The sequence below is a fragment of the Rossellomorea sp. GCM10028870 genome (assembly GCF_042666755.1).
GTDB lineage: Bacteria > Bacillota > Bacilli > Bacillales > Bacillaceae_B > Rossellomorea.
In genome coordinates this window covers 80,601-106,980 of sequence record NZ_JBHTGN010000006.1, presented here as the reverse complement: position 1 = coordinate 106,980, position 26,380 = coordinate 80,601, and the positions used below count along the sequence as shown (strand labels likewise).

The window sequence follows — 26,380 nt, the reverse complement described above, 5'->3', positions numbered from 1 at the left end:
CATTGAAAAAAACACTAACGTGAATATAAATATGTGCATTTTTTAACAAACTATTGTAATCGCTTTTTTCTTTAGGTTTATTTAGTGTAAAATAAGATAAATGAGTAGAAGAGTAAAGGAGAGTTAATGATGAACGTTACAATATATGATGTAGCAAGAGAAGCAAATGTTTCCATGGCAACCGTTTCACGTGTAGTCAACGGAAATCCTAATGTAAAACCGGCAACAAGAAAGAAAGTACTGGAGGTCATAGACCGCCTTGGATACCGTCCGAATGCTGTAGCAAGGGGACTGGCAAGTAAGAAAACAACAACGGTCGGAGTCATCATTCCGGATATCTCTAATATTTTCTATGCTGAATTGGCACGTGGGATTGAAGATATCGCAACGATGTACAAATACAATATCATCTTAAGTAACTCGGATCAAAATGCCGAGAAGGAACTTCATCTTCTTAACACGATGCTTGGAAAACAAGTAGATGGAATCCTGTTTCTTGGAGGTCACATTTCCGAAGAGCATGTTCAGGAATTCGAACGTTCTCCGGTACCAATCGTGTTAGCGGGGGCAGTGGAAGAAACAAACAAGGTTCCATCTGTTAATATCGATTACAAAGCGGCTTCTTATGATGCTGTTACGGAATTATTAGAAAAAGGGCATAAACGGATTGGATTTGTAAGTGGTCCTTTCCACGATACGATTAACATGAAGTTTAAGTTGGAAGGGTACCGAGAGGCCCTTGCCAAAGCCGGAGTGGAATATAGTGACGACCTGGTTGTTGAAGGTGAGTACACATATGATTCAGGACTTGAAGCATGGCAGAAGTTTTCTGAGCTTGCGGACAAGCCGACCGCTGTGTTCGTCGGAAATGATGAGACGGCCCTTGGAGTCGTTCACGGTGCCCAGGATCAAAACGTGTCCATCCCCGATGAAGTTGAAGTGATCAGCTTCGATAACACAAGACTGGCGCTTATGGTTAGACCACAGTTAACTTCCGTTGTTCAGCCTTTATATGATATCGGGGCTGTAGCGATGAGGTTATTAACGAAATATATGAACAAAGAAACGGTTGAAGAATCAACAGTTGTTCTTCCTCATCGACTTGAACATCGTAACTCAACAAAATAAGAAGTTTGTCGATATAAAAGATAAAGACAAACAGAACTTATTTTTGTAGGGAGAGTCAAAATGAAAAAGCTTGATGTTCTTACACCAATCGGGGTTGTAGTTGGGTTTCTATTCGTCGCTTTCGCCATCATTACGAACGCAGGTATTACAGGCTTCAGTTCCTTCATAGATCTGCCTTCCATGTTTGTTGTGATAGGCGGGTTGGTCGCTGCCATGTTGGTCAGCTTCTCTATCAAGGAATTGAAGCAAATGGGGAAAGTGATGAGAGAATCCTTTCGTGACGAGGAATACGATCTTCAAGGTCTCATTCGCACGTTTGTGACACTTTCAGAAAAAGCCAGACGTGAAGGCCTTCTCGCATTAGAGGCGGAAGTGGAAGAAGTGGAGGATCCTTTTATTCGAAAAGGTGTCCTGTTAGCAGTGGATGGCATTGAGCAGGACGTGATCGTAGATATAATGAATGCTGAAATCATCGCTTTAGAAGAGCGACATCGTAAAAATAAAAGTTTATTGGACAAGGCGGGGGAGTATGCACCTGCCTGGGGAATGATCGGGACCTTGATTGGTCTCGTTCTGATGTTAAAGAATTTAAATGATCCAACGTCATTGGGCCCGAATATGGCCATTGCCTTATTAACGACTTTATATGGATCGATCCTTGCAAATCTTGTCTTCCTGCCCATGGCATCCAAATTAGCGATGAAAACAGAGAAAGAAGTGTTTATGAAGCAAATCGTGATTGAAGGTGTTGTTGGAGTACAATCTGGTCAAAATCCAAAACTATTAGAAGAGAAACTAAGAGTGTTCTTATCTAATGAGGAACTGGAGATGTACTCGAGCAGGAAACAAGAGGAGGCTTCATTCGATGAAGCGTAGACGACAACAAGCGTCTCAGCCCACGGGTGCTCCAAAATGGATGGTGACCTTTTCTGACCTCATTACTCTTATTCTCGTATTCTTTATTTTATTGTTTTCTATGTCACAAATAGATATTGTGAAATTCAGGGCCATCGCTGATTCCTTTCAACAGCGTCAAATCCTCGAGTTTTACCCATCTGTCATTCCATTCGAGAACCCTTCTGGTGAACCTGAAATGGAAATGGAGAAAATGCAGCCTCAAAGCAGTGAACAAGCCGACAAAGAGTTAACTCAACTTTTAGCGGATATTCAGAGCTACTTAAATGAAAACAAATTAAGTGACGTTGTAGTTGCCACAAGAACCGAGAGAGGTGTCGTACTGGTTCTCCAGGAGCAAGCTCTATTTGCCTCAGGTGAAGCAACGGTCCTTGAGGACGCTTATCCGTTCTTAAATAAAGTGGGGGATCTTTTATCCAGAATCCCAAACTTCGTGAAGGTAGAAGGACATACAGATAATCGTCCAATCGGTACATATCGATTTCCATCAAACTGGGAACTCTCCTCTGCAAGGGCAAGCAGTGTAATTCGATACATCATTCAAACGGAGAACCTGGATCCGAAGCGCTTTATCGCCGTCGGATATGGGGACACACGGCCAATTGCCCCGAATGACACCAGGGAGAATCTCCAAAAAAACAGACGGGTCGAAGTGATCATTACAGACCCTGCTTACGAAGAACAATAAAAACCAAGGGCTTCTCAGTGGTGATGAGAGGTCCTTGGTTTTTTGTTGATTTGTTTAAAAAGCCGCCTCTTTTTTTCGATTAACTGCTAGGCTTTTTCCTCAGTTGCTGTCGGATGGAGTATAGGGCTTTTTCAACAGTTTGTTTATTTTTTTCCGTGATTTCCCCTTTTCGCGGAATCGGCTTGTATATGTCAGGTCTATCCCACCATTCAGATGGCAAGGTGACACCTGCCTTACTCTGCCAGCGTTCCGTCCACTTCCCAGGGAAGGAAGAGGCGAGGTCCATTCGACCGGTCATCTGCATCCAAATCATGCTCCATGCCCTTGGGACGACTCTCCAAATGTCATAGCCGCCCCCACCAACGGCAATCCATTTACCATCGCAATACTCATGAGCAAGCTCATGGGCGATACGAGGGATTTCCCTGTATATATTCATAGTAGCTGAAAGGTGGGTGAGGGGATCATAATAATGGGCATCTGCCCCGTTTTGAGTCAAAATGACGTCGGGCTTGAAGAATTCAATGACTTCACGGAAGGACGTTTCGTAGGCTTCGAGCCAAGATTCATCCTCTGTAAAGGCATCGAGGGGTATATTGAAGGAATACCCATATCCTTTACCGTGACCGCGCTCATTAATATTACCTGTCCCTGGGAAGAGGTAACGTCCCGTTTCATGGATGGACAGGGTACAAACGTCCGGATCATCGTAAAAGGACCACTGAACGCCATCTCCGTGATGAGCATCTGTATCGACATACAGGACCCGCGCCCCATATTTTTCCTGCAAATAGCGAATCGCCACTGAACTGTCATTATAAATACAGAAGCCGGATGCTTTTCCTTTGAAGCCGTGATGCAGACCACCGCCGAGATGGAGGGCATGCTTCGCTTTTCCCGTCATGACATAATCAACGGCCGTCAACGTTCCGCCCACTAAATAAGCACTTGCTTCATGCATTCCTTTGAACATTGGGGTATCTTCTGTACCAATACCAAACCCTTCTGCCTGATCTTGAGAGAGTTGGCCGACACTCGCTCTTTTGACGGCGTTTACATAGTTGGGATCATGATTAAGAAATAGTTCTTCGTCGGTAGCCATTCGTGGGGGGACAATTTCATCTGATTGAAGAGCATTTACTTCTTTGAGTAAGTCCATCGTCAAGGTCAATCGGGTTTGATTGAAAGGATGCTCATCAGAGAACCGATACTCAAGGAGTTCATCTGAATAAATGAAGACAGCATCTTTGGTCATGATGAGATTCCTGGCATGTTTGGCCATAACACGTCATATCCTTCTTTCTTGAGATCATCGATCACATTCATCGGATTCATCGTTCTTACGCGGAACACAAGTATTTTAAAGTTTTCGTCCTTTTTATCCGGATACACGAGGACACTTTGAATATTAGAGTTATTTCTTCTGATGATACCGGCCACTTCATAGAGAATGCCAGCTTTATGTGGGACTTTCACTTCAATTTGAGAGCCGGGTTGGTGGGCTCCCGTCAGTTGAATGAGAGTGTACAGCAGGTCTGTTTCAGTTATGATTCCTACGAGCTTTTTTTCCTTCAGGATAGGCAGGCAGCTGATTCGGTGCTCATAAAAAAGAGCGGCAACCTCTTCTACGAAATCCAATGGATGACCTGTGATCACATCTTTCTTCATGATCAACTTAAGAGGATTCTGTAACTCACTAGTAGAGGAGTCATCATGAAAAATAGATGGGGTACCGTCTTTTACATCACGGTCACTCACGATTCCGATTACTTCCAGAGCATCATTCGTAATCGGGATATGCTTGATTTTCTTCTCCCGCATTAGTTTTATGGCTGTTTCAATTGTATCGTCTGCCTTTAATGTTTCGACTTTCGTTTTCATGATTTCTTCTACAATCACGTTCTCCACCCCTTTAGAAAACTTGTCAGAACTCCATTAATACATAAAACGATTCATAAATCTCAGCTGATCAAATCGTTGGATGGAATCTGAATCCACTCTTTTACCGATTCTCGCCATTAAACAATTGGCTGGATGGGAGCTGATTTCAGGGTCATCAGTTGCGTAATACTCCAAACCGCCAGCGTTCATCATCTTTTCCATCACCTTACGATATTCCCATACGTTCAAGCCGGTTCCTTTAAGGTCCCAATGCCAATAGTATTCAGTCGTAATGACAATAAAATCTTCCATATGATCATCCATCATGGAAACCCTTAACAGGTTTTTCCCGACGGAAGCCCCGCGGTATTTAGGGATGACCTCGATTGCTCCAAGCTCGATAAGATTCTCCATTTTCCCTTGAGACCAGCGTTCAAGAGGATCAGGATATAAATATGTAACATACCCAACGATCGTATGATTGTCTCTCGCAATCAGAATTCGTCCTTCTGGTAAACCGGCAATCTCAACAAGGGCTTTATGTTGCTGAGCAGGAGGTCTGAAAGCGACCAAGTCTTCGTGAAAATCAAGACGTGCCAATTCTTCAGCGGAAATCGGGCCTTCAATGATGAGATTCCCTTTTGTTGTCTTTAATTCTGTTGCATTATAGGTTTTTTTCAATTTCATCTGGACACCACCTAAAGATATTCCTCAAGTACATTATACATGAAATGAAAAAATGTATAGCGCTTTCACGAAATTTTCAGACGTCTGCAGAGGAAATATTATTCTGCAATACCTATATAGAGCAGGGGTTTGAACCGTTTTTGTCCTAAAAATACTAGGGAGAACTTTATGGCAGATTTTTTAAAAAATTGAGAAAATATTAAATTTATACTATAATAAGATTGTAATTTCTTACATAAGGGGGATGCGGTATATGAAAGTGGAAGCGTTACCAGTGACAAAGGGAAACTATAATCTTGAGAGCTATGAAAATACGTATGAATCATTTGATTGGAAAGATGTTGAAAAAGAATTTTCATGGGCGGAAACAGGACGTGTTAATCTGGCTCATGAAGCAATCGACCGACATGCAGTATCTTTCAGGAAAAATAAAGTCGCTCTTTATTACCGAGATGCAGAACGTGATGAAAAATATACGTACTCTGATATGAAGAAGATGTCGAACAAAGCAGGAAATGTATTGAAGCGTTTTGGGGATGTTGAAAAAGGTGACCGTGTCTTCATCTTCATGCCGAGATCACCGGAATTGTATTTCTCCGTATTGGGTGCGATCAAGCTGGGTGCCATCGTAGGTCCTCTGTTTGAAGCATTCATGGAGGGAGCCGTCCGTGATCGATTAGAGGATAGTGAAGCAAAGGTACTGATCACGACTCCTGAACTATTAAAGAGGGTTCCGGTAAGTGAACTTCCGAACTTAAAGCATGTGTTTCTAATTGGGGATGAGGTACAGGAGGACGATGTTCATGTTGACTTCCTATCAAAATTTGCTGAAGCGAGCGATAAACTGGCAGTAGAATGGGTAGACCGGAACGATGGGTTGATCCTTCACTATACATCAGGGTCCACTGGAAAACCAAAAGGGGTCCTTCATGTCCATAACGCTATGATCCAACATTATCAAACTTCCAAATGGGTGCTCGACCTTCAGGAAGAGGATGTGTATTGGTGCACAGCTGATCCGGGCTGGGTCACAGGGACTTCATATGGAATCTTCGGCCCGTGGCTGACAGGTGCCTCGAACGTTATTGTAGGGGGACGCTTCAAGCCTGAGAACTGGTATAAAACGATCGAAGACTATGGAGTGACGGTTTGGTACAGTGCTCCAACGGCTTTCAGGATGTTGATGGGTGCCGGGGATGAAGTCGTGAAACAATTCGACTTAAGCTCTCTTCGCCATATCCTGAGCGTAGGTGAACCACTGAATCCGGAAGTTGTGCGCTGGGGAATGAAAGTATTCAATCTCCGCATCCATGATACTTGGTGGATGACGGAAACAGGCGGTCAATTGATCTGTAACTATCCGAGCATGGAAATCAAGCCAGGTTCCATGGGGAAACCATTCCCGGGAGTGAAAGCAGCGATTGTGGATGATCAAGGAAACGAAGTGCCCCCATACCGCATGGGGAACTTAGCGATCAAAAAAGGCTGGCCGTCCATGATGAACCAGATCTGGAATAATCCACAGAAGTATGACTCATACTTCATGCCTGGTGACTGGTATGTTTCTGGAGATTCAGCTTATATGGATGAAGACGGATATTTCTGGTTCCAGGGCCGGATTGATGATGTCATCATGACGTCTGGAGAACGAGTAGGTCCATTTGAAGTAGAAAGCAAGCTTGTAGAACATCCGGCAGTCGCCGAAGCAGGTGTTATTGGAAAGCCTGATCCGGTTCGCGGCGAAATCATCAAAGCGTTCATCGCTCTTCGCGACGGATATGAAGTGACAGATGAGCTAAAAGAAGAGATTCGTCAATTTGTTAAAAAAGGATTAGCTGCCCATGCGGCTCCTAGAGAAATCGAATTCCGAGACAAACTTCCGAAGACACGAAGCGGAAAAATCATGCGCCGAGTATTGAAGGCATGGGAGTTAGACCTCCCTACCGGTGATTTAAGTACAATGGAAGATTAATAGGTGGAAGAACCCCCGCTCGTGGAGCGGGGGTTCTTTTGTGGGTGCTTTTTTGGTTTGGGCGAGGGAGGGAACAAAAAAACGAGCGAAAAGTAAATACTTTCGCTCGTTTTCAACTTGTATCTAGTTCTGCTCAGCAGGTGGATCAGGCTCAGTCGGTGGCTCGGTTGCGCCGCCACCGTCACCGCCTCCATCGTCTCCACCGCCGCCATCACCGCCTCCATCATCAGATGGAGGTGGCGGTGGTGGCTCAGGCTTGTCTGGTTTAGGAGGGGGATCGGCTGGTTTATCACCAGGCGGTTTCGGATCCGTTGCCGGTTTTTCAGGCTTTGGCTCAGCCTCCGGTTTTCCGATTTGTACAGTATTGGAAGGTGCAGATTGTCTTCCGGCTACGTCTACGGAAACCACATAGAAATCACCATTTCCAACGGAAACTGAATAACTTCCGCCAGACTTGACACTGCCGACCTTGCCGCCAGATTTACTATATACACGGTATCCGACGACATCGCTGCTTGCGGATGACGTCCAAGTGATGGTATTTCCATTAGCACTTGCTTTTACCGTACCGGGAGCTGATCCGTCGTCAGAAATTTTATTTTCTGCAATCAGAACATTTTTGAATCGATTGTCACCTTCCGGAATGAGTTTGTTTGGATCTCCAGGTACAGAACCAAATACATTCTTCACAAAGTCAGGATTCAAGATCACTCCCGGCTGTGAAAATTCTTCCGGCGTATTAGGCAGAGCTAAATATTTCTTTCCGTTAACCATGACATAACGGCTCATTAGTAAGCTGTCATCGGTTTTGGTCGGTACATATTTAGCGTTGAATAAGTCACTTTTCACTAACCCGGCCTGACTGCATGCTTCTGATGGCAGCAATCCGGAAATGGAGCAGAAGGATCTCCTTACAATGCCTTCCGGTGCTGTAAACGAAGCATCGGGATCGATCAGCTCAGGAGCCAAGTCCCTCGTATCATTCAATAAGTATGACCATAAGCGGATATTACGTAATCCATAATGTCCATACTGTGCCCGGGATCCCGGTGTATTTAATGAAGAAGGTGTGTCATATCCGAACCAGGTTCCGAAAGTGATGCTCGGATTGGATGCGACAAACCAGTGATCCTTGTAATCCTGACTCGTTCCGGATTTCCCGGCCCAGTCTGAACCAAAGTTCAGGAATTTCTTCGCATAACGCCCCGTACCTAGTGAATGATCCAGGGTATCTCTCATCATATCGATGGTGAGGTAAGCAGTCTGCGGACTGAACACATCCACCGGTTCTACTTTATGCTCGTAAACCACATTGCCTTCTTGATCGACAATTTTATCAATCATGTAGGCATCAATGAATTTTCCGCCGTTTGCAAAAGTGGTGTAGGCATTTACGTTTTCTTCGACTGTTACACCACTTGTCGTGGCTCCCAGTGCAAGTGACAGGTTATTATCATATCGGCTGTTAAGTGATGAGAATCCCATTTTCAGAAGGAATTCTTTAAATGGATTTCGGTTATAGATATTGGCATATGTTCTTACTGCAGGTAAGTTCAATGATTCTGCAAGTGCATGTCTTGCAGGGAAAAGTCCGCGTTCATTAAGCGAGTAGTTTTCAGGCGTCCACCCATTGATGTTTACACCAACGTCAGGAATAGGGGATCCAGGTGAAATGTATCCGTATTCCAGTGCCGGGGCATACGCAAGTAATGGCTTCATGGTGGACCCGTTCGATCTCAGTGCCTGAGTGGCATGATTGATTTGTTCCGTTTTAAAGTCACGGCCGCCGATGAAACTGATGATGCGTCCCGTCTTATTTTCAATCATGATCGCTCCGACCTGAACCGGTTCCTGTACTTCCACTTCTTCTCCTGTTTCAGGGTCCGTTGCCGTTACAAACTTAGAAGGACCATACATTTCATAGGCATCTTTTGTTTTCTGCATTTGATCATAGATTTTTTTATTGATGGTTGAATGAATTTCATATCCGCTTTGACGGACATTACGATCCGCGAGCGTGCGGTATTTTTCTTCAAGCTCATCATTGTTTTCAAGGTCTTGTTTTGAATATCCGTCTTTCTCAGCCAGTACATCCGTCATAATATCCACTGCCCTGCTTTCCAGTTCAGCTGTCAGCCATGGATATTGTTCGCTCGGTGATGGTTTAGCCTTGATGAAATCTTTCGACAGGTCATAGGCAACAGCATCATTGTACTCTTTTTTCGTAATGTAACCTTCCCGGTGCATTCTGTAGAGTACAGTGTTTTTACGGCTCATTCCGGCTTCCAGATTCTCTTTCATTTCTCCGTTATTCGTGAATGGAGTGTAAGAGAAAGGAGCTTGTGGAAGTCCTGCAATGAAAGCAGATTGAGGCAAGGTTAAATCTTTGGCGTCCACTCCGAAGATCCCTTGAGCAGCCGATTGGACACCGGCGATATTCCGACCGGAAGAATTACGACCAAGAGTCGCTACATTCAGATACGCTTCCAGTATTTCGTCTTTCTCAAAAAATCTTTCTAAACGTAAAGCAAGAAGAATTTCCTTCGCTTTTCGTTCAAAGGATACTTCATTCGTCAGAATTTGGTTTTTGATCAGCTGTTGAGTGAGTGTACTTCCACCTGATTGGGTAGAGGAATTGGTGAATTCCTGAAGTACGGCACGCATGATTGCCTTGGGTACGACACCGTTATGATCTTTGAAGTATTCATCTTCCGTTGCAATGACAGCATTCCGCAGGTCTTCGGAGACATCTTTAAGCTTTACTTCTTCGCGCTCCAAGTCCGTCCGGAGTTTTCCCAGATAGACATTATCAGCGAAGTAAAGCTGCGACGTTTCTTCATAGTTGTAAATGTCCTTTTTCATTTGGTCATAAGGACGAATCGGTTCTTCCTTCACGAGAGAAGCGAAATAACCGGCTCCGACTCCTCCTGCAAATGCAAAGCCTAATACAAATAGAACGACAAGTATCAGGGATAGGTTCCAAAATACTCCGTATGTAATTCTAGCTCGTTTTTGAAATCCAGTATTTGAAAAGAACCTGATTGCAGGATCTAGTTTTTCAAGTAATTTGTTCCATTTTTCCTTCATATAATCATTCCCCCCAGAACATTCCCATTATAGCATATTTACGAGAGAGCTGTCGTAAAAAGTCAAATAAAAGGGTTGTTGGTCGGGCAGTATTTTTAGTAGGTTTATTGACTATTTATTTAGAATGTGGTAAAAACCTTATATAGCGAATGATTGATGATCTGGCTTCTTAGCTGGATGTATGAACTTAAAAAATGAATGTGTGATCGCAATGAGAGGAATAAGTAGTCTGCCTTCCCTGTTAAAAAGAGAGTCAGTGGTTGCTGTAAACTGACACAAATGGCAGATGAATTACATCCTGGAGCTTTTGCTGTGAACCTTTAGTAGCAGCAAACGGTTAAAGCCGTTATCTTTAATGAGTGAAGGATGTAATTCCTTAAATTGGGTGGTACCGCGCGACAGCGTCCCTGCATATTTGCAGGGACTTTTTTGTTGTCTTTTTTCGGGTATTGCCGTGCGTGTTTTACAAAAAAGGAGGAAAAAACATGGATTTGATAAAAGATTTGGAATGGCGTGGAATCACGTATCAGCAAACGGACGCTGAAGGGTTGAAGGACCTGTTGAATAAAGAAAGTATCTCCATTTACTGCGGGATTGATCCAACAGCAGACAGTATGCATATCGGGCATCTCCTGCCATTTTTAACACTGCGACGCTTTCAGAATCAAGGGCATCGTCCTCTCGTGTTAGTGGGGGGAGCAACTGGCCTGATCGGTGACCCGAGTGGGAAAAATGAGGAACGTAAATTGCAGACAATTGAAGCGATTCAAGGGAATGTAGCGAGCATTAAAGTGCAGCTCCAAAGCATTTTCGATTTCGAAGGGGAAAATGGTGCAGTGATGGTGAATAACTATGACTGGATCGGAGCAATGGATGTTGTTACATTCCTTCGTGATTTCGGTAAGCACGTGGGTGTGAATTACATGTTGGCGAAAGATACAATTGCATCACGCTTAGAATCAGGTATTTCGTTCACTGAGTTTACGTATACCATTCTGCAGGCGCTGGACTTTAATCATCTATACGACAACTACAATTGTAAGCTCCAAATCGGTGGAAGTGATCAGTGGGGAAATATCACGACTGGCCTTGAATTGATCAGACGTACCCATGAAGAAGAAACGAAGGCATTTGGTTTCACGATTCCACTCGTAACGAAAGCGGACGGAAGTAAATTTGGTAAAACCGAAAGTGGGGCGATTTGGTTAGATCCGAAGAAGACATCTCCTTACGAGTTCTACCAGTTCTGGATCAATGCGGCCGATGCAGATGTAGTGAAGTACCTGAAATACTTTACATTCCTTTCCCATGAAGAAATCGATGCATTGGCTCAGTCCGTTGATACGGAGCCACACCTACGCAAGGCGCAAAAGGCGTTAGCAGAAGAGATGACTAAGCTCATTCACGGTGAGGAAGCACTTGACCAAGCAATCCGCATTACACAAGCTTTATTCAGTGGTGATATCCAGTCTTTATCAGCTTCTGAAATTCTGGAAGGATTCAAAGATGTTCCTTCTTTTGAACAATATAAAGGAGAAGAAGTCGGATTAATCGATCTGCTCGTCAATGCAAAAATCTCGCCTTCCAAGCGTCAGGCACGTGAGGATGTTGGGAACGGTGCGATTTACATCAACGGTGAGCGTATCACGGATCTTCAGCATGTGATGGGCGAAGGTGACAAAATCGAAGGACAATTTACCATCATTCGCCGCGGAAAGAAGAAATATTTTAGAATTCAGTACGTATAATACTAGTATTGAATCTGACAGTGCGGTATCCGTTCCTCTTTTTGGAGCGGGTACCGTGCTTTTTTGTGTCCGGAAGGGGGATTTGAAAATATATTGTATTAATTGAAAATAAAAGTGCCATTTTTGAAAATATATCTTGAAAATTGAAAATAAACAGTCCATTTTTGAAAATATATCTCAAAATTTGAAAATAACTTCATAAGAAACGCTTCTCCTAATTCCATCACATACGTAAAACAGATGTGAACTCTTCGATTTTTACTAATAAATGTTCAAACAACTAAAGAAGTTAAAAAAAAACACTGCCCATAAAATGGACAGTGTTTTTCTCACAAAGATTAACGAGAGTAGAACTCAACGATAAGAGCTTCATTGATTTCAGCTGGTAATTCAGAACGCTCAGGAACGCGAGTGAATGTACCTTCTAATTTGTCAGCATCGAAAGTTAGGAATTCAGGAACAAAGCTGTTCACTTCCATCGCTTCTTTGATGATGTCAAGGTTAAGTGATTTTTCACGAACTGAGATTGTTTGACCAGGAAGAACGCGGAATGAAGGGATGTCTACGCGAGATCCGTTCACTGTAACGTGACCGTGGTTAACAAGTTGACGAGCTTGACGGCGAGTACGAGCAAGACCTAAACGATAAACAACGTTATCCAGGCGGCACTCAAGTAGCGCCATGAAGTTTTCACCGTGTTTACCTTGTAATTTGCCAGCTTGGTCAAATAGGTTACGGAATTGACGCTCAGTTACTCCGTACATGTGACGAAGTTTTTGCTTCTCTTGAAGTTGTAAACCGTACTCAGAGATTTTTTTACGTTGGTTTGGACCATGTTGTCCAGGAGCGTAAGGACGCTTTTCTAATTCTTTACCCGTACCGCTTAGAGAGATTCCAAGACGACGAGATAATTTCCAGCTTGGGCCAGTATATCGAGCCATGAATGACTCCTCCTTTATTGTTTTTATTTTGTTGTAAAATAAAAACACCTGTGAATAAACAATTATGTGCATTTTGTTTTCATGTACCTTCGCCCTAGCAGCAGAGGGTTACAAGATACACCTCAAGGTTAGAGGAACAAAATACGATCATAAAGGACTTCACTGAAGCTGCATTATTTTACACAAAGAATATTATATGATGCGAGAGAATAGAAGTCAAGTAAGTATTTTGGATTCGTAGATTTATGCAAAGGTGATCGGCTTAAATAGTCCATAAGTCATTTCTTGTGCTATAATAAAACTTGGAAAATATGTTAAATAGGTGAGTGTCGTTGAAAGAATCAAAAAGAGAAAAAACCCTTCGATTTGTATTGATCGGCCTGTGTATATTGGTTGTTTTAGGAGGGTTTGTTTATTCTTCTAACTCGAGAGAACACGTGATGGTTCCTGAACAACCGATCCATGCGGAAGTATTATCTGCAGGAAACGGAGAGCGGAATCCCATCATTGCTGTAGCGAAGATGGCTCAAGACCAGCCTGTCCTTATTATGTATGAACTTGATAGAGGAAATCAGTATTATTTTAAGGTAGTACATAGTGTGTCGTTAAAGAAAACCGTGAAAATGTTAGGGCTCACAAAAGATAAAAATGGGATCTGTGTCCAATTAGATAAGAAACAATGGGTGTTATTTTCGGAATCTTTAGAGGTTTTACAAGAGAAAAAGGATGCTCCTTCTTCAATGATTTCCAGTCAACACCCCTTTGAATATAATGAGCGTGACCAGTTGATAGACATTTCCTTTAATGAAGACAAAGACCCGATTCAATTGGATCTGTCAGATCGAAAAGCAGAACCTGTACAAGTCCATTCCTTAGCGGTGGATCAGTCATTATGGCTCGTTGTACTACAAGAAGATTTGGTACTGGCTCAGGGCCAGCGATGATAATAGTTTCACAAACCTTTTAGGTGTGGGTGAGAAAAATGTATGTAATTCATCATTCTTTACTTGAATATAAGTCAAAGCTTTTTGATTTAATATATGAAGAAATGTCAGCAGAGTCGGGGCATTCTGCTCAATTGCAAAAGTGGCTGACGATTATCAAAGACTGCCTTGATATTGATCGGGCATTTTTATATTTTTATAGCGAGTCTGCCTATTTCTTATACCACCCCGGTCACAATAGGGATGTTCCTCTCACTCTTGCTGAAACAAAGGAGGAATACATTCTTCCTCCTGTTATGGTCGAGGAAGAGGAACATTTCACCATTCGTTTTCACTTTACGAATAAAGATGGCAGTCCTTTAGCGATTCTTTTAGTAAAGAGGGAGGATCGGAAAGAAAAGGTGGATGAAGGCTGGCTCCATGCCTTTTGGGAAGCAAGCAATCAGTTTTTACAGCATACAGGTGGAATCCAGACCGTACTCGAAGATGAGAAACGGTACAGGGAATTATTTAAAGTAACAGAGATCTTTCACTCCACTAGGGATGTCCATACGCTTCTCGTACAGATCATTGAAACGCTGAAGCAAGTGTTCCCAATTGATGAATTTCACTTGTTATTGTCTAACGACCGGTATGAATTCGGGACTCTCCCCATTAAAAACTTTGACTTTGATCGTGCCAATGAGTCTGCCATGCAGGCATTTGTGAATGGGAATATTGAAGTCGGTGAACAGAATGTCCTATATGCACCTTTAAGAGGGAAGCAGGGAATCTATGGGGTGCTTGAGGTGAAGTCAAAATCCAATGCAACCTTCACGGACCAGAAGATAGAGTTCATTCGTTTGCTTGCCTATACGACAGGGAGCGCTCTTGAAAATGCCAAGCTCTATGAACAATCTAAACGGCTCATTACCGATCTGCAGCTTATTAATGAAACCTCCCACCAATTAAACTTGAATTTGCGTTTGACGGATACGGTTATGTTTTTAAAGAAGCAGATTAAACGTTCCTTTCAAGCATCAGCGATTGGATTTGTACTCCATCAAGAAGGGGAGTATAGAATCCTGGAAGAAAGCTCTTCTGTTTTTTTTGAAGAAGAAGGGGAAAAGTACATCTCTTATGTAAAGGAGAGAATCGAGAAGGAACGGGATGCGATCTTTTTAGGAGATGTGAGCGATCGATTTGATATGGGGGCGGCCTTTCCATCCGTCATGGCCGTGCCCATGATTCAGAATGAAGCCCTGCTAGGGTTTTGCGTAGTGTTACATAAAGAACCATACATGTTTTCATTTGATATGTATAAGCTGCTTCAGTCCTTTATCCATCACTCGACCCTTGCGATAACCAATGCAACCCTTCGTGAAAAGCTTGAGCATATGGTCATTACCGATCATATGACCAAACTATTCGCACGAAATTTTCTCGATGAGGAAATGGAATCTTCCATGGGTAAGGATTCATTGGGAACCTTCCTGTTAATTGATATCGATGATTTCAAAGCCATTAATGATAATTACGGACATCAAATTGGTGATGAAGTCATAATAGGGGTGGCGAACCTGATTAAAGGAATCGTAAGTCATCATGGATTTGTTGCCAGATGGGGAGGAGAGGAATTAGCGGTCTATTTACCTTCTCTTGATGTTGAGGATGGATTGGTGATTGCTCAACGCATTGTCGAACAGATTCCTATAAAAACGGATCCTTCCGTAACCCTGTCCTGTGGATTATCCACTTGGAGAGGATGGGATAACCAGTGCCCCAAATCTGTGAAGGAATTAGTAAAAAAAGCAGATGATGCACTCTATCATGCAAAGAATAATGGTAAGAACCAGGTTGTGAAAGATTGTGATGGAATGATCATGGAATAATGTTCTTCAACAAGCCGGAGTCGATATGGCTCCTCCGGCTTATTCTTATTGGGGGACAACCGTTGATAGCCCTTTACCACTTTAGTGTAACCGCTTTCTTTTTTGTCGTGGTTATCATATTCTAGAATAGTAGTTACTTAGACTTAAAGGGAATACTGGGAGGAATACTATATGAAAGAAGAGAAGCGTTTTGAAACAAGGGTGATTCATGAGGGGTATGCATCATCCCGGCATTTTGATAGTTTAGCGCCACCTTTATATCAAACTTCTACTTATACCTTTGCAAATGCGAAACAAGGGGAAAATCGATTTGCTGGTGAAGAGGAAGGATATATATATTCAAGATTGGGAAATCCGACAGTATCGATTCTGGAAGACAGAATGGCATCGTTAGAGGGTGGCGGGGCTGCCCTTGCCTTTGGTTCCGGTATGGCAGCTGTATCCGCCGTGTTATTTTCCTTAACCAAATCAGGAGATCATGTCCTATGCTCTCAAGGGGTTTATGGCTGCACGTTCGGCCTGCTTCAGCTGCTTCAAGAGAAATTTTCCATTCAACATGACTTTTCTTCCATGAGTACAGAAGAGGAAATCCGTGAGAAAATCACGGAACAAACGAGCTGTATCTATGTTGAAACACCAATCAATCCGACTATGCAGTTAATCGATCTTGAGCTTGTCGTGAAGGTCGCCCGGGAAAAAGGAATTCCAGTAGTGGTCGATAATACATTCTGTTCTCCTTATTTACAACGACCATTGGAACTGGGATGCGATATTGTCATTCATAGCGCGACGAAGTACATTGGCGGTCATGGAGATGTGGTCGCGGGGCTCGTTGTGGGATCACAGGAGAAGATGGCAGAAATTCGCATGACGACACAGAAGGACATTGGAGGAATCATTTCTCCTTTTGATGCATGGTTATTATTAAGAGGGTTAAAAACGTTGGCAGTGCGGATGGATCGTCACTGTGAAAGTGCTGAGAAGATTGCAGGTCTTTTAGCCGAACATCCGGCAGTAGAAACCGTCATTTACCCTGGCCATTCCAATCATCCTCAACATGAGGTAATGAGGAAACAAATGAAGAAAGCCGGAGGAATGATTTCCTTTACGATAAAAGGTTCGAAAGAAGAGGCCCAGAAGCTTATGGATGATCTGGAGATGATCAAGATTGCCGTGAGTCTGGGGGATGCGGAAACATTGATCCAGCATCCGGCGACCATGACTCATGCAGTCGTACCAGAGGAGTCTAGAAAAAGCATGGGAATCAGTGACACGCTCCTAAGGCTTTCCGTAGGATTGGAAGCACCGGAGGATATATGGGATGATTTATCGCAGGCGTTGGATAAGGCATAAGGGAAAAAGGAAGGAACCGGGTTGGCTGGTTCCTTCCTTTTTAGTCATGTGTTGTAATAGTGATTAGTGTACAGCTGATATTCACAATTTGGCACAACAAATGGTGAAAGTGGCACAACAAATGGTGAAGGTGGCACAACACCCGCCAAATTGGACAATATCCCGTACTCTTTCGTATATCAAGCCATGAACACCAGTCCAAATTGAATCATTCATCAAAAAAATGGATATGATAAAGCTCTTTTCCAATCTAAATAAAAAAAGGCCTTTCAGGTTATGAAAAACACCTGCAGGGTCCTATCATCATGTTCACGTATTAAAGGTGACGCATTAGTTCTTCCACAAAGATTTCCAGATACTTCTGATCCTCTTCATCAAATCTAGCTTTTTCCGGACTATCAATATCCAGGACTCCGATCAGTTTTCCTTCTTTCACAAGAGGGATGACAATCTCTGATTGAGAGGCTGCATCACAGGCGATATGTCCCGGGAATTGGTGGACATCATCGATCAGAAGCGTTTTTTGTTCACTTGCGGATGTACCGCAAACGCCTCTTCCTAATGGGATTCTCACGCATGCAGGCAGACCCTGGAATGGTCCTAATACCAATTGTTTGCTTTCTTCTTCATATAAATAAAAGCCTACCCAGTTAATACGGTCCATGAATTGATTTAAAAGGGCGGAAGCATTGCTTAAATTCGCTATTTGATTTGGTTCACCTTCTAATAAAGCTTTCAGTTGTTTCGTAACAAGACCAAAGCCCTGTTCCTTTGTACCTTGATATTTTTCTGCTTTAAACACCAACAACTCCCCCAATTCTACAAAATGTGCGTTATTTCATGTCCGTTTGTTCCCCGAAGCCTTCTATACAACAAATCCTGTCGAGAAATACTTAGAGGAAATCCACATGAAAACACGAATTCTTTGAGTAAACAAACTATAATAGAAACATCTATTGAACCATTTTTAGCATATTTCATCCTAACCTTCAATGATTAAGATTTTTTCATCATAAGATTTTTAATAGATTGAACCCTCGTCACTGTTTTTTTCATAAGCCTATCATATTTGAAAGAAGGGGAAATATGAAAAAACTAGATACCTCCATACCGACGAAAGAAGCTATTTTTCAAGCAGCCGTGTATTTGTTTTATGATCATGGTTTTGATGGGACCTCTGTCCGGGATATAGCAAAAAGAGCGAATGTAAACCCTGCTACCATCTACTATTACTTTAAAGGGAAGCAGGGAGTATTAGAAGCATGCTTTACTCAATTCTTTGAACAGTATCTGCGCTTTCTTCAGGAAGAAGTGGAAGCATTGAACTATGTAAGTGCTGATTTATGCTTAAAGCGGGCAGTGTACAAAATCTTGAAATTCCAAAGTGAACATCATCAATTATCCAGGTTCATCTGGAGGGAAGTTTCGATTGATTCACAGGTTGTGCGTGAAATCATTTCTTCTTATCTAATGAAAGAAAGATATTATATGAAGCGATTGTTTGAACAAGGGATGAAAGATCATGCCCTGAAGAAGCAGCCTGTCAGCTTTTTAGTGATTCAGCTCAAGTCCATGCTGACGATGCCGTTTCTCAATAGCCAGCAATTAAGGGAAGTATGGCAAATGTTTCCTCAGGAATATTATTTTATCGATCAATACTACAAGAATATTGATCAATGGATTGATTTATTACTCGTTTCAGAAGCGAAGGAAGTCATGAAGAAAGAGCTGATTATCTAGGCATGCATAACCCAAAAAGAACTCTTCTCGTCAGGTAGAAGAGTTCTTTATCTTTTATAATTGCATCTCTGCCCTACCTTGTTCTATACCGGCAGCTGTATGGGCATCAGACCCGTAAACGGTTTTGATTCCCAAGGAAAGAGCTTGTTGAATGATTTCTGTTGGGGGATAGGGCTCACCACAGAAGGGCTTCACCAGGCCAGCCCCATTATAATCCAATTCCAGATTTCTCGATGCTATTTCTTTTAATATCAAAGAGGTTTTCTCTGAAAAAGCATGAGAGGCAGGATACAGCTGTTGAAATTTCTTTACGAGGGTCATATGACCGATCCGTTTAGGCTTATAGGGTCCTAAGTCAGCTCTGATAGAATTTAATACTGTATCATAATAGCGTTCGTAAATCGCATCGACGGATCCGTAATGCTCAATCATAGACTTGAATACATCAGGACTGAAGTCAAGACAATCCCATCTTCCCTTGTGCTGCAAAAAATGGACAGAAAGAATACTATCATCCAATCGAGGACCGTAAGCACTTAAAAATTCTGCTGTTTCTTTCTCAAATCCTGCAATGTAATCTACTTCTAATCCTGAACGAATCGTGATTTTATCTTTATATTTCTCCTTAAGGATATCCAGAGTTTGAAAGTATTCTAAAAGATGCGATGGATCCATTCCGCTATCCTTCTCGGGTGTTGTATCTTCAAAGCCCTGGGGAAGTGGAGCATGCTCCGTAAATGTTATAGTAGAATAGTTTATAGTGAGCGCTCTTTCGATATACATTTCAAATGTATCGTCACTTCCATGGGGACAAAAAGGAGTATGGATATGCCCGTCCACTTTTATCATAAGTCTTCACGTCCTTGTATATTAGTATGAATAAGCACTGATAAATCAAATGATTGATTCCTTCAATTTCCCATGAACAACGAAAAGTAATATTAAAAATACATATAAAGAAGTCAATTTTTCCTTGAATTTGCTGAAAATGACTTTTATCACTGAAAAATTAGAAATTAATAGTCAAAAATTGTCGTTAACATGGTATCATTATAGCAATGAGAATTTATTAATGAAACATTCAAATTGATATAGATGTCTACTGAATAGTTGAACAGGGGGCTTAAGATGCAATACGTCATCGCTGGAATAATACTTATCTTAATCATATTCCTTATTGGTTTTATCTCTAGAAAAAAATATTACGCTGAAATTGATCGTTATGAAGCTTGGAAAATAGAAATTATGAACAAGCCGGTTTCAGATGAACTCTCCAAAGTGAAACAATTGAATATGACGGGGCAAACAGAAGAATTGTTTGACGGTTGGAGACAGGGATGGGATGAGATTGTTGCTGTGCAGCTTCCTGATGTTGAAGAACTACTATTCGATGCAGAAGAGTACACCGATAAATTTCGTTTTACTAAAACAAAAGCGACACTATCCCTGATCGACAAGGTTCTTACGGAAACGGAAGAGAAAATCGGGGAAATACTATCAGAATTAAATGAGTTAATTGGTAGTGAAGAGAAGAACCGTGAAGAAATTCAATCTCTTCAGGAAGAATATCGAGACAGTAAAAAACGGTTACTTGCGTATCGTCATACATATGGTCAAACAGCTAAGTACATAGAGAATATCTTAGATAGGCTCGCTGAACAAATGAATCAATTCAATGAATTGACAGAGCAGGGGAATTATCTGGATGCGAGAGAAATCGTGCTTAGCCTGGCACAGGAAATGAAAGATGTTTCCTACAAAATGGAGACGATTCCTAAGTTGATCACCGATTGTGAAAATCTTTTACCATCTCAGTTATCGGAGCTGGAAGCTGGATACGTAGAGATGAAAGATCAAGGATACATGCTTGATCATATTGAAGTCGGGAAAGAGGTTGCATCCCTGAAGGAAACCCTGCTCCACTTCAATAAAAATCTTGAAGAGCTTCAGGTAGAAGAGGTAGAAGAAGGAATTCAGGAAATTAAGGTGAAGGTCGAGACCCTTTACGATTTATTGGAAAAAGAAGTTCATGCCAAGCACTTTGTCCAACAGTATAAAGATCAAACGACTGAAGGATTGATCAGGGCGAAGGAAGATAATGAAGACATCCAATCTGAAGTAAGCTTAGTGAAACAAGGCTACCATCTTCATGATGCAGACCTTGGTACACCGAGCGAAATAGAAAAGAAAATCATTCAGCTTTCAAAGCGCCACGAATTGTTGATGAATAAAGAAGAATCGAATGTCACAGCATACTCCATTTTAAGTGATGAGTTAAAGGAAATCCGAAATGGCCTGGAAGAATTGAATCGGGAGCAAAGTGAGTTTTCCATCTACTTACAAAACTTACGTAAAGATGAATTGGCTACCCGTGAGAAAATCCAGGAGCTTAAGAAAAAAGTGTCTGAAGCAAGCAGAATGATTTCAAAGAGTAATGTTCCAGGATTGCCTGCAGATTACAAAGAGCTTCTCGATGAAGTCCATCGGAAGATTGAGCAAGTGAATGCCAGTTTAACTGAGAAACCTTTGAACATGAAGTTTGTACAAGAAACATTATTGGGTGCAGAAGACACTGTCGATCATTTCTATTCGAAGACACGAGATTTAATCGAAAACGTCCTTCTATCGGAGAAAATCATTCAATACGGAAATCGCTATCGCAGTAAGTACAGTTCTGTCAGAGATGGCCTTCAGTCTGCTGAAGAAGCCTTCCGTGACTATGATTACCGAAAAGCATTAGAAGAAGCCGCAACAACGATTGAAAAAGTAGAGCCAGGTGCTCTTAAGAAAATTGAGAAAATGATGGATGTTCATGAAAAATAATAATCTGCTCGACTGACTCACATATAAAAAGGACTGATTTAGAAGATTCATTCTAAATCAGTCCTTTTTCATGTTTACCATCCAGCTCCGGGGCTAGAGGCGACAAGCCCCGGGAGCGGCTTTAACTGGCTTCAATCGTCCGCTTTGTTTGTCCAACAAGTGCGGCAATCACGAATCCAATTATTGCACCGATCATCGCTGGTACTAACCAGCCGATTCCTTGTGCATAGAAAGGAAGGAATTCAAGTGATTGACTAATGGCTGTCACGTCGACTCCAGCGGTTTTGATGCCATCAATTAAACTGATCAAACCTGTTGGAATCAGGGCTCCCACGTAGACGAGAGAATAGCCGTTAAATCCGTTGTGCATGAATGACAGTAAGATCAATACGATTGCCAATGGATAGATGAAGATGAGTACCGGTAATGATACCGCAATCAGCTGAGTCAACCCAATATTGGCAATAATCATACTAAATGCAGACATGATGATCACTAATTTCGGATAGGATACAGGGAGAATCTTCGCGAAATATTGTGAACATGCAGAAACAAGTCCAACTGACGTAGTGATACATGCAAACGTAATCGCGAGTCCCAAGATGATCGTTCCCGATGAGCCGAATAAATGACTCGCCGCTGCAGATAGGATGGCGCCGCCGTTTTCCTGTGTTCCGATGGAATCTGTACTAGTTGCGCCAATGTAACTTAAGGATAAATAAACAAGTGCTAATCCGATAGCAGCGATCACCCCTGCAATGATCGTAATGCGTGTCAGGCTTGCTTTACTCGTCACACCACGGTCTTTAATCGAATTGATCACCACAATCCCAAACACTAAAGCAGCGATGGTATCCATTGTTAAATATCCTTCAATGAATCCCTTGAATAAGGGTCCATCCTGATAAGCTGGGTTCGGTGCCCCGAAATCCCCCATAGGTGTTACAATACTTTTCACTACCAGGATCGTAAGGATCACGATAAGGGAAGGGGTTAAAATCTTTCCTATTCTGTCTACGAGCTTAGAAGGATTCATAGCAAGCCATGCTGTCAATCCAAAAAAGATAATCGTATAAACGAGTAAAGGAATACCATATTTCGCAACATCTTCAGGTAAAAACGGGATTACTCCGATTTCATAAGCAACTGTTCCCGTTCTCGGTATCCCGAAAAATGGTCCGATGGCCAGGTACATCACGATTGTAAAAACCAGCCCGTATAATGGATGAACACGATTCGCAAGTGTTTGAAGGTCTCCTCCCGATTTGGCAATGGCGATAACGCCTAATAAAGGAAGCCCCACTCCAGTTATAAGAAAGCCGATAATACCTGTCCACACATGTTCTCCGGCTTGCTGCCCGAGAAATGGCGGGAAAATCATATTACCTGCTCCGAGGAAAAGAGCAAATAGCATTAATCCTATCGTGAAGATTTGGCTAAATGATAGCGCTTTCTCTTTCATATATACCCCTCCGTTTGTAATCGTTATCATAAGCAAAAAATATCTTATCATAAGATTGTAGAAAAATGTCGAAAAACTAAATAATCTTACAATTTAGTATATTTAAATAACTTCTGTCGTTATTTCCTTTATGATTCTCGCAAAAATTCTGTCATTTTTCAATGATTATTTTTGGAAATTGCAAAAAATTATAGAAAATTAGTATTACTACAATAATATCTTTCCCTGCATCATGAATATCATTTGGGTTCGGGATGATTTATGGTAAGATTAGTGATTGAATATGACTGCTGCGGGTTTCGCAGGTCACCACAGTAAAAGAGGGTGGAATCTTGATTTACTTAGATAATAGCGCTACAACCAAGCCATATAAGGAAGTACTGGATACATTTATTAAAGTGAACGAAAGTTACTATGCCAATCCTTCTTCCATCCATTCTTTTGGAGGGCAAATTGAGAAATTAATTCAGCAGTCCAGGGAACAAGTGGCTTCTTTATTAGATATAAAAAAGAAAGAAGTGTTTTTTACCTCTGGCGGCACAGAATCAAATAATCTGGCGATAAAAGGGACGGCTTTGCAATACGGTCACAGAGGGAAACATATCATTACGACAAAAATAGAGCATCCTTCCGTCCGGAGTGCCGTTAAGCAATTAGAAGAGCTGGGGTATTCTGCGACATATCTCGATGTTGATGACCAAGGCAGAATTCAACCTGAAAAAGTAAAAGAAGCGATTCAGGATGACACCATCCTTGTATCTGTCATGCAAGTGAACAACGAAATCGGAAGTGTCCAGCCTATCCGGGAAATAGGGAGGCTGCTAACGGACTATCCCAAGATCCTTTTTCACGTTGATGCTGTTCAAGCATGTGGGAAGGTCCCACTTATTCTCCACGAAAAGCTTATTGATTTATGCAGCATTTCCGCTCATAAAATTCATGGGATTAAAGGCACGGGAATGCTTTTCGTGAGGGAAGGACTTGAGCTTTCGCCGATCATATCGGGTGGGGAGCAGGAAGGTAATCTCAGAAGCGGTACGGAAAATACAGGTGGAATCGTCTCATTTGCAAAAGCATTAAGAATGCACCTGGCGGAAAGTAAACAGAAACTTCCTTTAATGGAAGAAAACAGACGGTATTTAAGAAGAGAATTGGAAAGCATGGAAGGTGTCTCTGTTCATACACCGGTGAGCGATCATGCCCCTCACATCCTTAACTTTTCTATAGAGGATTTCAAAGGTGAAGTGGTCGTTCATGCATTAGATCGACATGAGGTGTTTGTGTCGACAACAAGCGCCTGTTCATCAAAGCAAAGTAAGCCAAGTCAAACGCTTCTATCCATGGGTGTATCAGAGAATCTGGCGAATAGTTCCATTCGAATCAGCTTGTCTTTTCACAATACAATGGAAGAATGCCGACAATTCATACAGTTATTAAAGAAAGAAATAGCCCTATTACAAAAGACAATGAGGAGATCACGATGAATTATAATCGCATACTAGTAAGATACGGTGAAATTTCAACCAAAGGTAGAAACAGAAAGCAATTTACGGCTAAGTTACGGGAAAACATATTGGAAGCATTGAAGGATTTTCCGACGATCACGGTTTCGGCAAGCCGCGACCGACTGCATATTCAGTTAGGTGACGAGAACGGGGAGGAGATTATTCCAAGATTGGAGAAAATCTTTGGGATTCAATCGTTTAGCCCGGTTGTAAAAGTAGCACAGGATATTGAAGAAATTATGAAAGCAGGATTAGCTCTCGTTCAGAAGAGCTTCGAACCTGGAAAAACGTTTAAGGTGTCTGCCCGCAGAGCGGATAAAAAGTTTTCAATGGATACAAATGAATTGAATTACGAAGTTGGTTCTTACATCCTCCGCAATATGGACGGTCTAAAGGTCGATGTGAAAAAACCTGATATCAACCTTAACGTAGAAGTAAGAAAGGAGGGTGTCTATCTTTCATCCGAAACCTATCAAGGCTCAACGGGGATGCCGGTCGGCGCAAGCGGGAAAGCGATGCTGATGCTTTCAGGAGGTATTGATAGTCCGGTTGCCGGTTATTTAACGATGAAAAGAGGCGTCGAAGTAGAGGCCGTTCATTTCCACAGCCCGCCATTTACGAGTGAACGTGCCAAGCAAAAAGTAATCGATCTTTCCAAGAAGCTGTCTGCATTCAGCGGGAAGGTAAAATTGCATATCGTTCCATTTACGAAAATACAGCAAACCATCCATGATCAGGTTCCTGAAAATTACACCATGACTTCAACGAGACGGATGATGCTCCGGATTGCAGATCAGATTCGCCATAAGAACGAAGGATTGGCACTTGTTACCGGGGAAAGCCTCGGTCAGGTAGCGAGTCAGACCTTGGAGAGCATGCAAGCCATCAATGATGTCACAAACACACCGGTGCTGCGACCTCTCATCGCCATGGACAAGTTGGAAATCATCGATATCGCTCAAAAAATCGATACACATGACATTTCAATTCTTCCTTACGAGGATTGCTGTACGATTTTCACTCCACCTGCACCAAAAACAAGACCTAAAAAAGAAAAAGTGGAGTATTATGAAAGCTTTGTTGATTTCGACACCCTGATTAAAGACGCAGTGGACGAAACAGAAACCATCACGATTGATGGATCAACAGGTTCAAATGTAGAAAAAACATTTGACGAACTACTCTAAAATTTAGGATTATTTACCAACTATTTTCATTGCATGAAGCCATGTGTTTTTACACAATCTATATTCAACAAGGAGGTGAAAACACATGGCAAACAGAAGTTCAAATCAATTAGTAGCTCCAGGAGCTCAACAAGCAATCGACCAAATGAAATACGAAATCGCTTCAGAATTCGGAGTTCAACTTGGTCCAGATGCAACAGCACGCGCTAACGGTTCTGTAGGTGGTGAAATCACTAAACGTTTAGTTCAAATGGCTGAACAACAAATCGGTGGCGGATACGCAAAATAATTAAATACAATGGCTACAAGGAGCGAGACTCTCTCGCTCCTTTTTATTTTTTTCTTTTTGGCTCTGTTAAAGTCTAATGTTGTTTTTTACTATGATGAAAGAGGATGGGATAAAAGTGTTTTAGTCTAAGTAAAACACGACAACAAACTTTACGAAAAG

At 42.0% G+C, this 26,380-nt stretch carries 21 protein-coding genes and 1 other annotated feature; of the genes, 13 read left to right on the top strand and 8 right to left on the bottom strand.

Features of this window, described 5'->3' with window-relative positions; genetic code table 11:
• Positions 1-129 precede the first annotated feature (129 nt).
• Genes ccpA through motS form a run of 3 tightly spaced genes read left to right on the top strand, consistent with a single transcriptional unit; the run spans position 130 to position 2,731 of the window.
• Entirely contained in the window at positions 130-1,128 is a 999-nt protein-coding gene (ccpA, locus tag ACFQWC_RS21055) for a catabolite control protein A (RefSeq protein WP_299739682.1), read from the top strand.
• 60 nt (positions 1,129-1,188) lie between these two features.
• Complete coding sequence (gene motP / locus ACFQWC_RS21050; protein WP_299739334.1) at positions 1,189-2,004, top strand: flagellar motor protein MotP; 816 nt, start codon at positions 1,189-1,191, stop codon at positions 2,002-2,004.
• Positions 1,994-2,731 carry a flagellar motor protein MotS gene (gene motS / locus ACFQWC_RS21045; RefSeq protein ID WP_377109021.1) on the top strand — a complete coding sequence of 246 codons (738 nt, stop codon included), beginning with the start codon at positions 1,994-1,996 and terminating at the stop codon, positions 2,729-2,731. The genes motP and motS overlap by 11 nt, the downstream gene beginning before the upstream one ends.
• A gap of 79 nt (positions 2,732-2,810) precedes the next feature.
• Here motS and ACFQWC_RS21040 read toward each other — a convergent pair whose 3' ends face one another.
• The 3 genes from ACFQWC_RS21040 to ACFQWC_RS21030 are packed head-to-tail and all read right to left on the bottom strand — an operon-like array spanning position 2,811 to position 5,299.
• Positions 2,811-3,986, bottom strand: a complete 1,176-nt coding sequence (locus tag ACFQWC_RS21040) for an acetoin utilization protein AcuC (protein WP_377109020.1) — start codon at positions 3,984-3,986, stop codon at positions 2,811-2,813.
• Positions 3,983-4,630: an acetoin utilization AcuB family protein gene (locus ACFQWC_RS21035; protein ID WP_299739328.1), complete on the bottom strand. Its 648-nt coding sequence runs from the start codon at positions 4,628-4,630 to the stop codon at positions 3,983-3,985. The genes ACFQWC_RS21040 and ACFQWC_RS21035 overlap by 4 nt, the downstream gene beginning before the upstream one ends.
• A gap of 36 nt (positions 4,631-4,666) precedes the next feature.
• Positions 4,667-5,299 (bottom strand): GNAT family N-acetyltransferase, encoded by a 633-nt coding sequence (locus tag ACFQWC_RS21030; protein ID WP_299739326.1) that lies wholly within the window; start codon positions 5,297-5,299, stop codon positions 4,667-4,669.
• A gap of 253 nt (positions 5,300-5,552) precedes the next feature.
• On the opposite strand from ACFQWC_RS21030, the gene acsA reads away from it, so the two are divergent.
• A complete protein-coding gene (gene acsA / locus ACFQWC_RS21025; RefSeq protein ID WP_299739324.1) occupies positions 5,553-7,271 on the top strand; it encodes an acetate--CoA ligase in 1,719 nt (572 codons plus the stop codon).
• Positions 7,272-7,394: 123 nt separating this feature from the next.
• On the opposite strand, the gene ACFQWC_RS21020 is transcribed toward acsA, so the two are convergent.
• On the bottom strand, positions 7,395-10,358 hold the full coding sequence (locus ACFQWC_RS21020) for a transglycosylase domain-containing protein (RefSeq protein ID WP_299739322.1): 2,964 nt from the start codon (positions 10,356-10,358) through the stop codon (positions 7,395-7,397).
• Between the two features lie 202 nt (positions 10,359-10,560).
• Positions 10,561-10,770, top strand: a binding site (T-box leader).
• A 73-nt stretch (positions 10,771-10,843) separates the two neighbouring features.
• Between ACFQWC_RS21020 and tyrS the strand changes: the two genes are divergently transcribed.
• The gene (gene tyrS, locus ACFQWC_RS21015; protein WP_377109019.1) at positions 10,844-12,106 is read left to right on the top strand and encodes a tyrosine--tRNA ligase; all 1,263 of its coding nucleotides are present in this window, start codon (positions 10,844-10,846) and stop codon (positions 12,104-12,106) included.
• A gap of 338 nt (positions 12,107-12,444) precedes the next feature.
• Here tyrS and rpsD read toward each other — a convergent pair whose 3' ends face one another.
• The gene (rpsD, locus tag ACFQWC_RS21010) at positions 12,445-13,047 is read right to left on the bottom strand and encodes a 30S ribosomal protein S4 (protein ID WP_377109018.1); all 603 of its coding nucleotides are present in this window, start codon (positions 13,045-13,047) and stop codon (positions 12,445-12,447) included.
• Positions 13,048-13,379: 332 nt separating this feature from the next.
• Between rpsD and ACFQWC_RS21005 the strand changes: the two genes are divergently transcribed.
• From ACFQWC_RS21005 to megL, 3 genes are all read left to right on the top strand, one after another.
• Positions 13,380-13,991, top strand: a complete 612-nt coding sequence (locus tag ACFQWC_RS21005; protein ID WP_377109017.1) for a hypothetical protein — start codon at positions 13,380-13,382, stop codon at positions 13,989-13,991.
• Between the two features lie 38 nt (positions 13,992-14,029).
• Positions 14,030-15,862, top strand: a complete 1,833-nt coding sequence (locus ACFQWC_RS21000; RefSeq protein ID WP_377109016.1) for a sensor domain-containing diguanylate cyclase — start codon at positions 14,030-14,032, stop codon at positions 15,860-15,862.
• Between the two features lie 171 nt (positions 15,863-16,033).
• Positions 16,034-17,215 carry a methionine gamma-lyase gene (megL, locus tag ACFQWC_RS20995; RefSeq protein ID WP_299739309.1) on the top strand — a complete coding sequence of 394 codons (1,182 nt, stop codon included), beginning with the start codon at positions 16,034-16,036 and terminating at the stop codon, positions 17,213-17,215.
• A gap of 316 nt (positions 17,216-17,531) precedes the next feature.
• On the opposite strand, the gene ACFQWC_RS20990 is transcribed toward megL, so the two are convergent.
• On the bottom strand, positions 17,532-18,017 hold the full coding sequence (locus ACFQWC_RS20990) for a GAF domain-containing protein (protein ID WP_299739305.1): 486 nt from the start codon (positions 18,015-18,017) through the stop codon (positions 17,532-17,534).
• Between the two features lie 284 nt (positions 18,018-18,301).
• On the opposite strand from ACFQWC_RS20990, the gene refZ reads away from it, so the two are divergent.
• Complete coding sequence (refZ, locus tag ACFQWC_RS20985; protein ID WP_377109015.1) at positions 18,302-18,955, top strand: forespore capture DNA-binding protein RefZ; 654 nt, start codon at positions 18,302-18,304, stop codon at positions 18,953-18,955.
• A 54-nt stretch (positions 18,956-19,009) separates the two neighbouring features.
• Here the strand turns inward: refZ and hisJ are convergent, their stop codons facing one another.
• Positions 19,010-19,804 (bottom strand): histidinol-phosphatase HisJ, encoded by a 795-nt coding sequence (gene hisJ, locus ACFQWC_RS20980; protein ID WP_377109014.1) that lies wholly within the window; start codon positions 19,802-19,804, stop codon positions 19,010-19,012.
• A 279-nt stretch (positions 19,805-20,083) separates the two neighbouring features.
• Here hisJ and ezrA point away from each other — a divergent pair, with 279 nt between their 5' ends.
• Complete coding sequence (ezrA, locus tag ACFQWC_RS20975; RefSeq protein ID WP_377109013.1) at positions 20,084-21,778, top strand: septation ring formation regulator EzrA; 1,695 nt, start codon at positions 20,084-20,086, stop codon at positions 21,776-21,778.
• A 121-nt stretch (positions 21,779-21,899) separates the two neighbouring features.
• On the opposite strand, the gene brnQ is transcribed toward ezrA, so the two are convergent.
• The gene (brnQ, locus tag ACFQWC_RS20970) at positions 21,900-23,240 is read right to left on the bottom strand and encodes a branched-chain amino acid transport system II carrier protein (RefSeq protein WP_299739297.1); all 1,341 of its coding nucleotides are present in this window, start codon (positions 23,238-23,240) and stop codon (positions 21,900-21,902) included.
• Positions 23,241-23,572: 332 nt separating this feature from the next.
• On the opposite strand from brnQ, the gene ACFQWC_RS20965 reads away from it, so the two are divergent.
• From ACFQWC_RS20965 to ACFQWC_RS20955, 3 genes are all read left to right on the top strand, one after another.
• Positions 23,573-24,724, top strand: coding sequence for a cysteine desulfurase family protein (locus ACFQWC_RS20965; protein WP_299739295.1), 1,152 nt, complete (start codon positions 23,573-23,575; stop codon positions 24,722-24,724).
• On the top strand, positions 24,721-25,932 hold the full coding sequence (gene thiI, locus ACFQWC_RS20960) for a tRNA uracil 4-sulfurtransferase ThiI (RefSeq protein ID WP_377109012.1): 1,212 nt from the start codon (positions 24,721-24,723) through the stop codon (positions 25,930-25,932). Before ACFQWC_RS20965 ends, thiI begins: the two co-directional genes overlap by 4 nt.
• 85 nt (positions 25,933-26,017) lie before the next feature.
• Positions 26,018-26,221, top strand: coding sequence for an alpha/beta-type small acid-soluble spore protein (locus ACFQWC_RS20955; protein WP_044339433.1), 204 nt, complete (start codon positions 26,018-26,020; stop codon positions 26,219-26,221).
• The last annotated feature ends 159 nt before the right edge of the window (positions 26,222-26,380 follow it).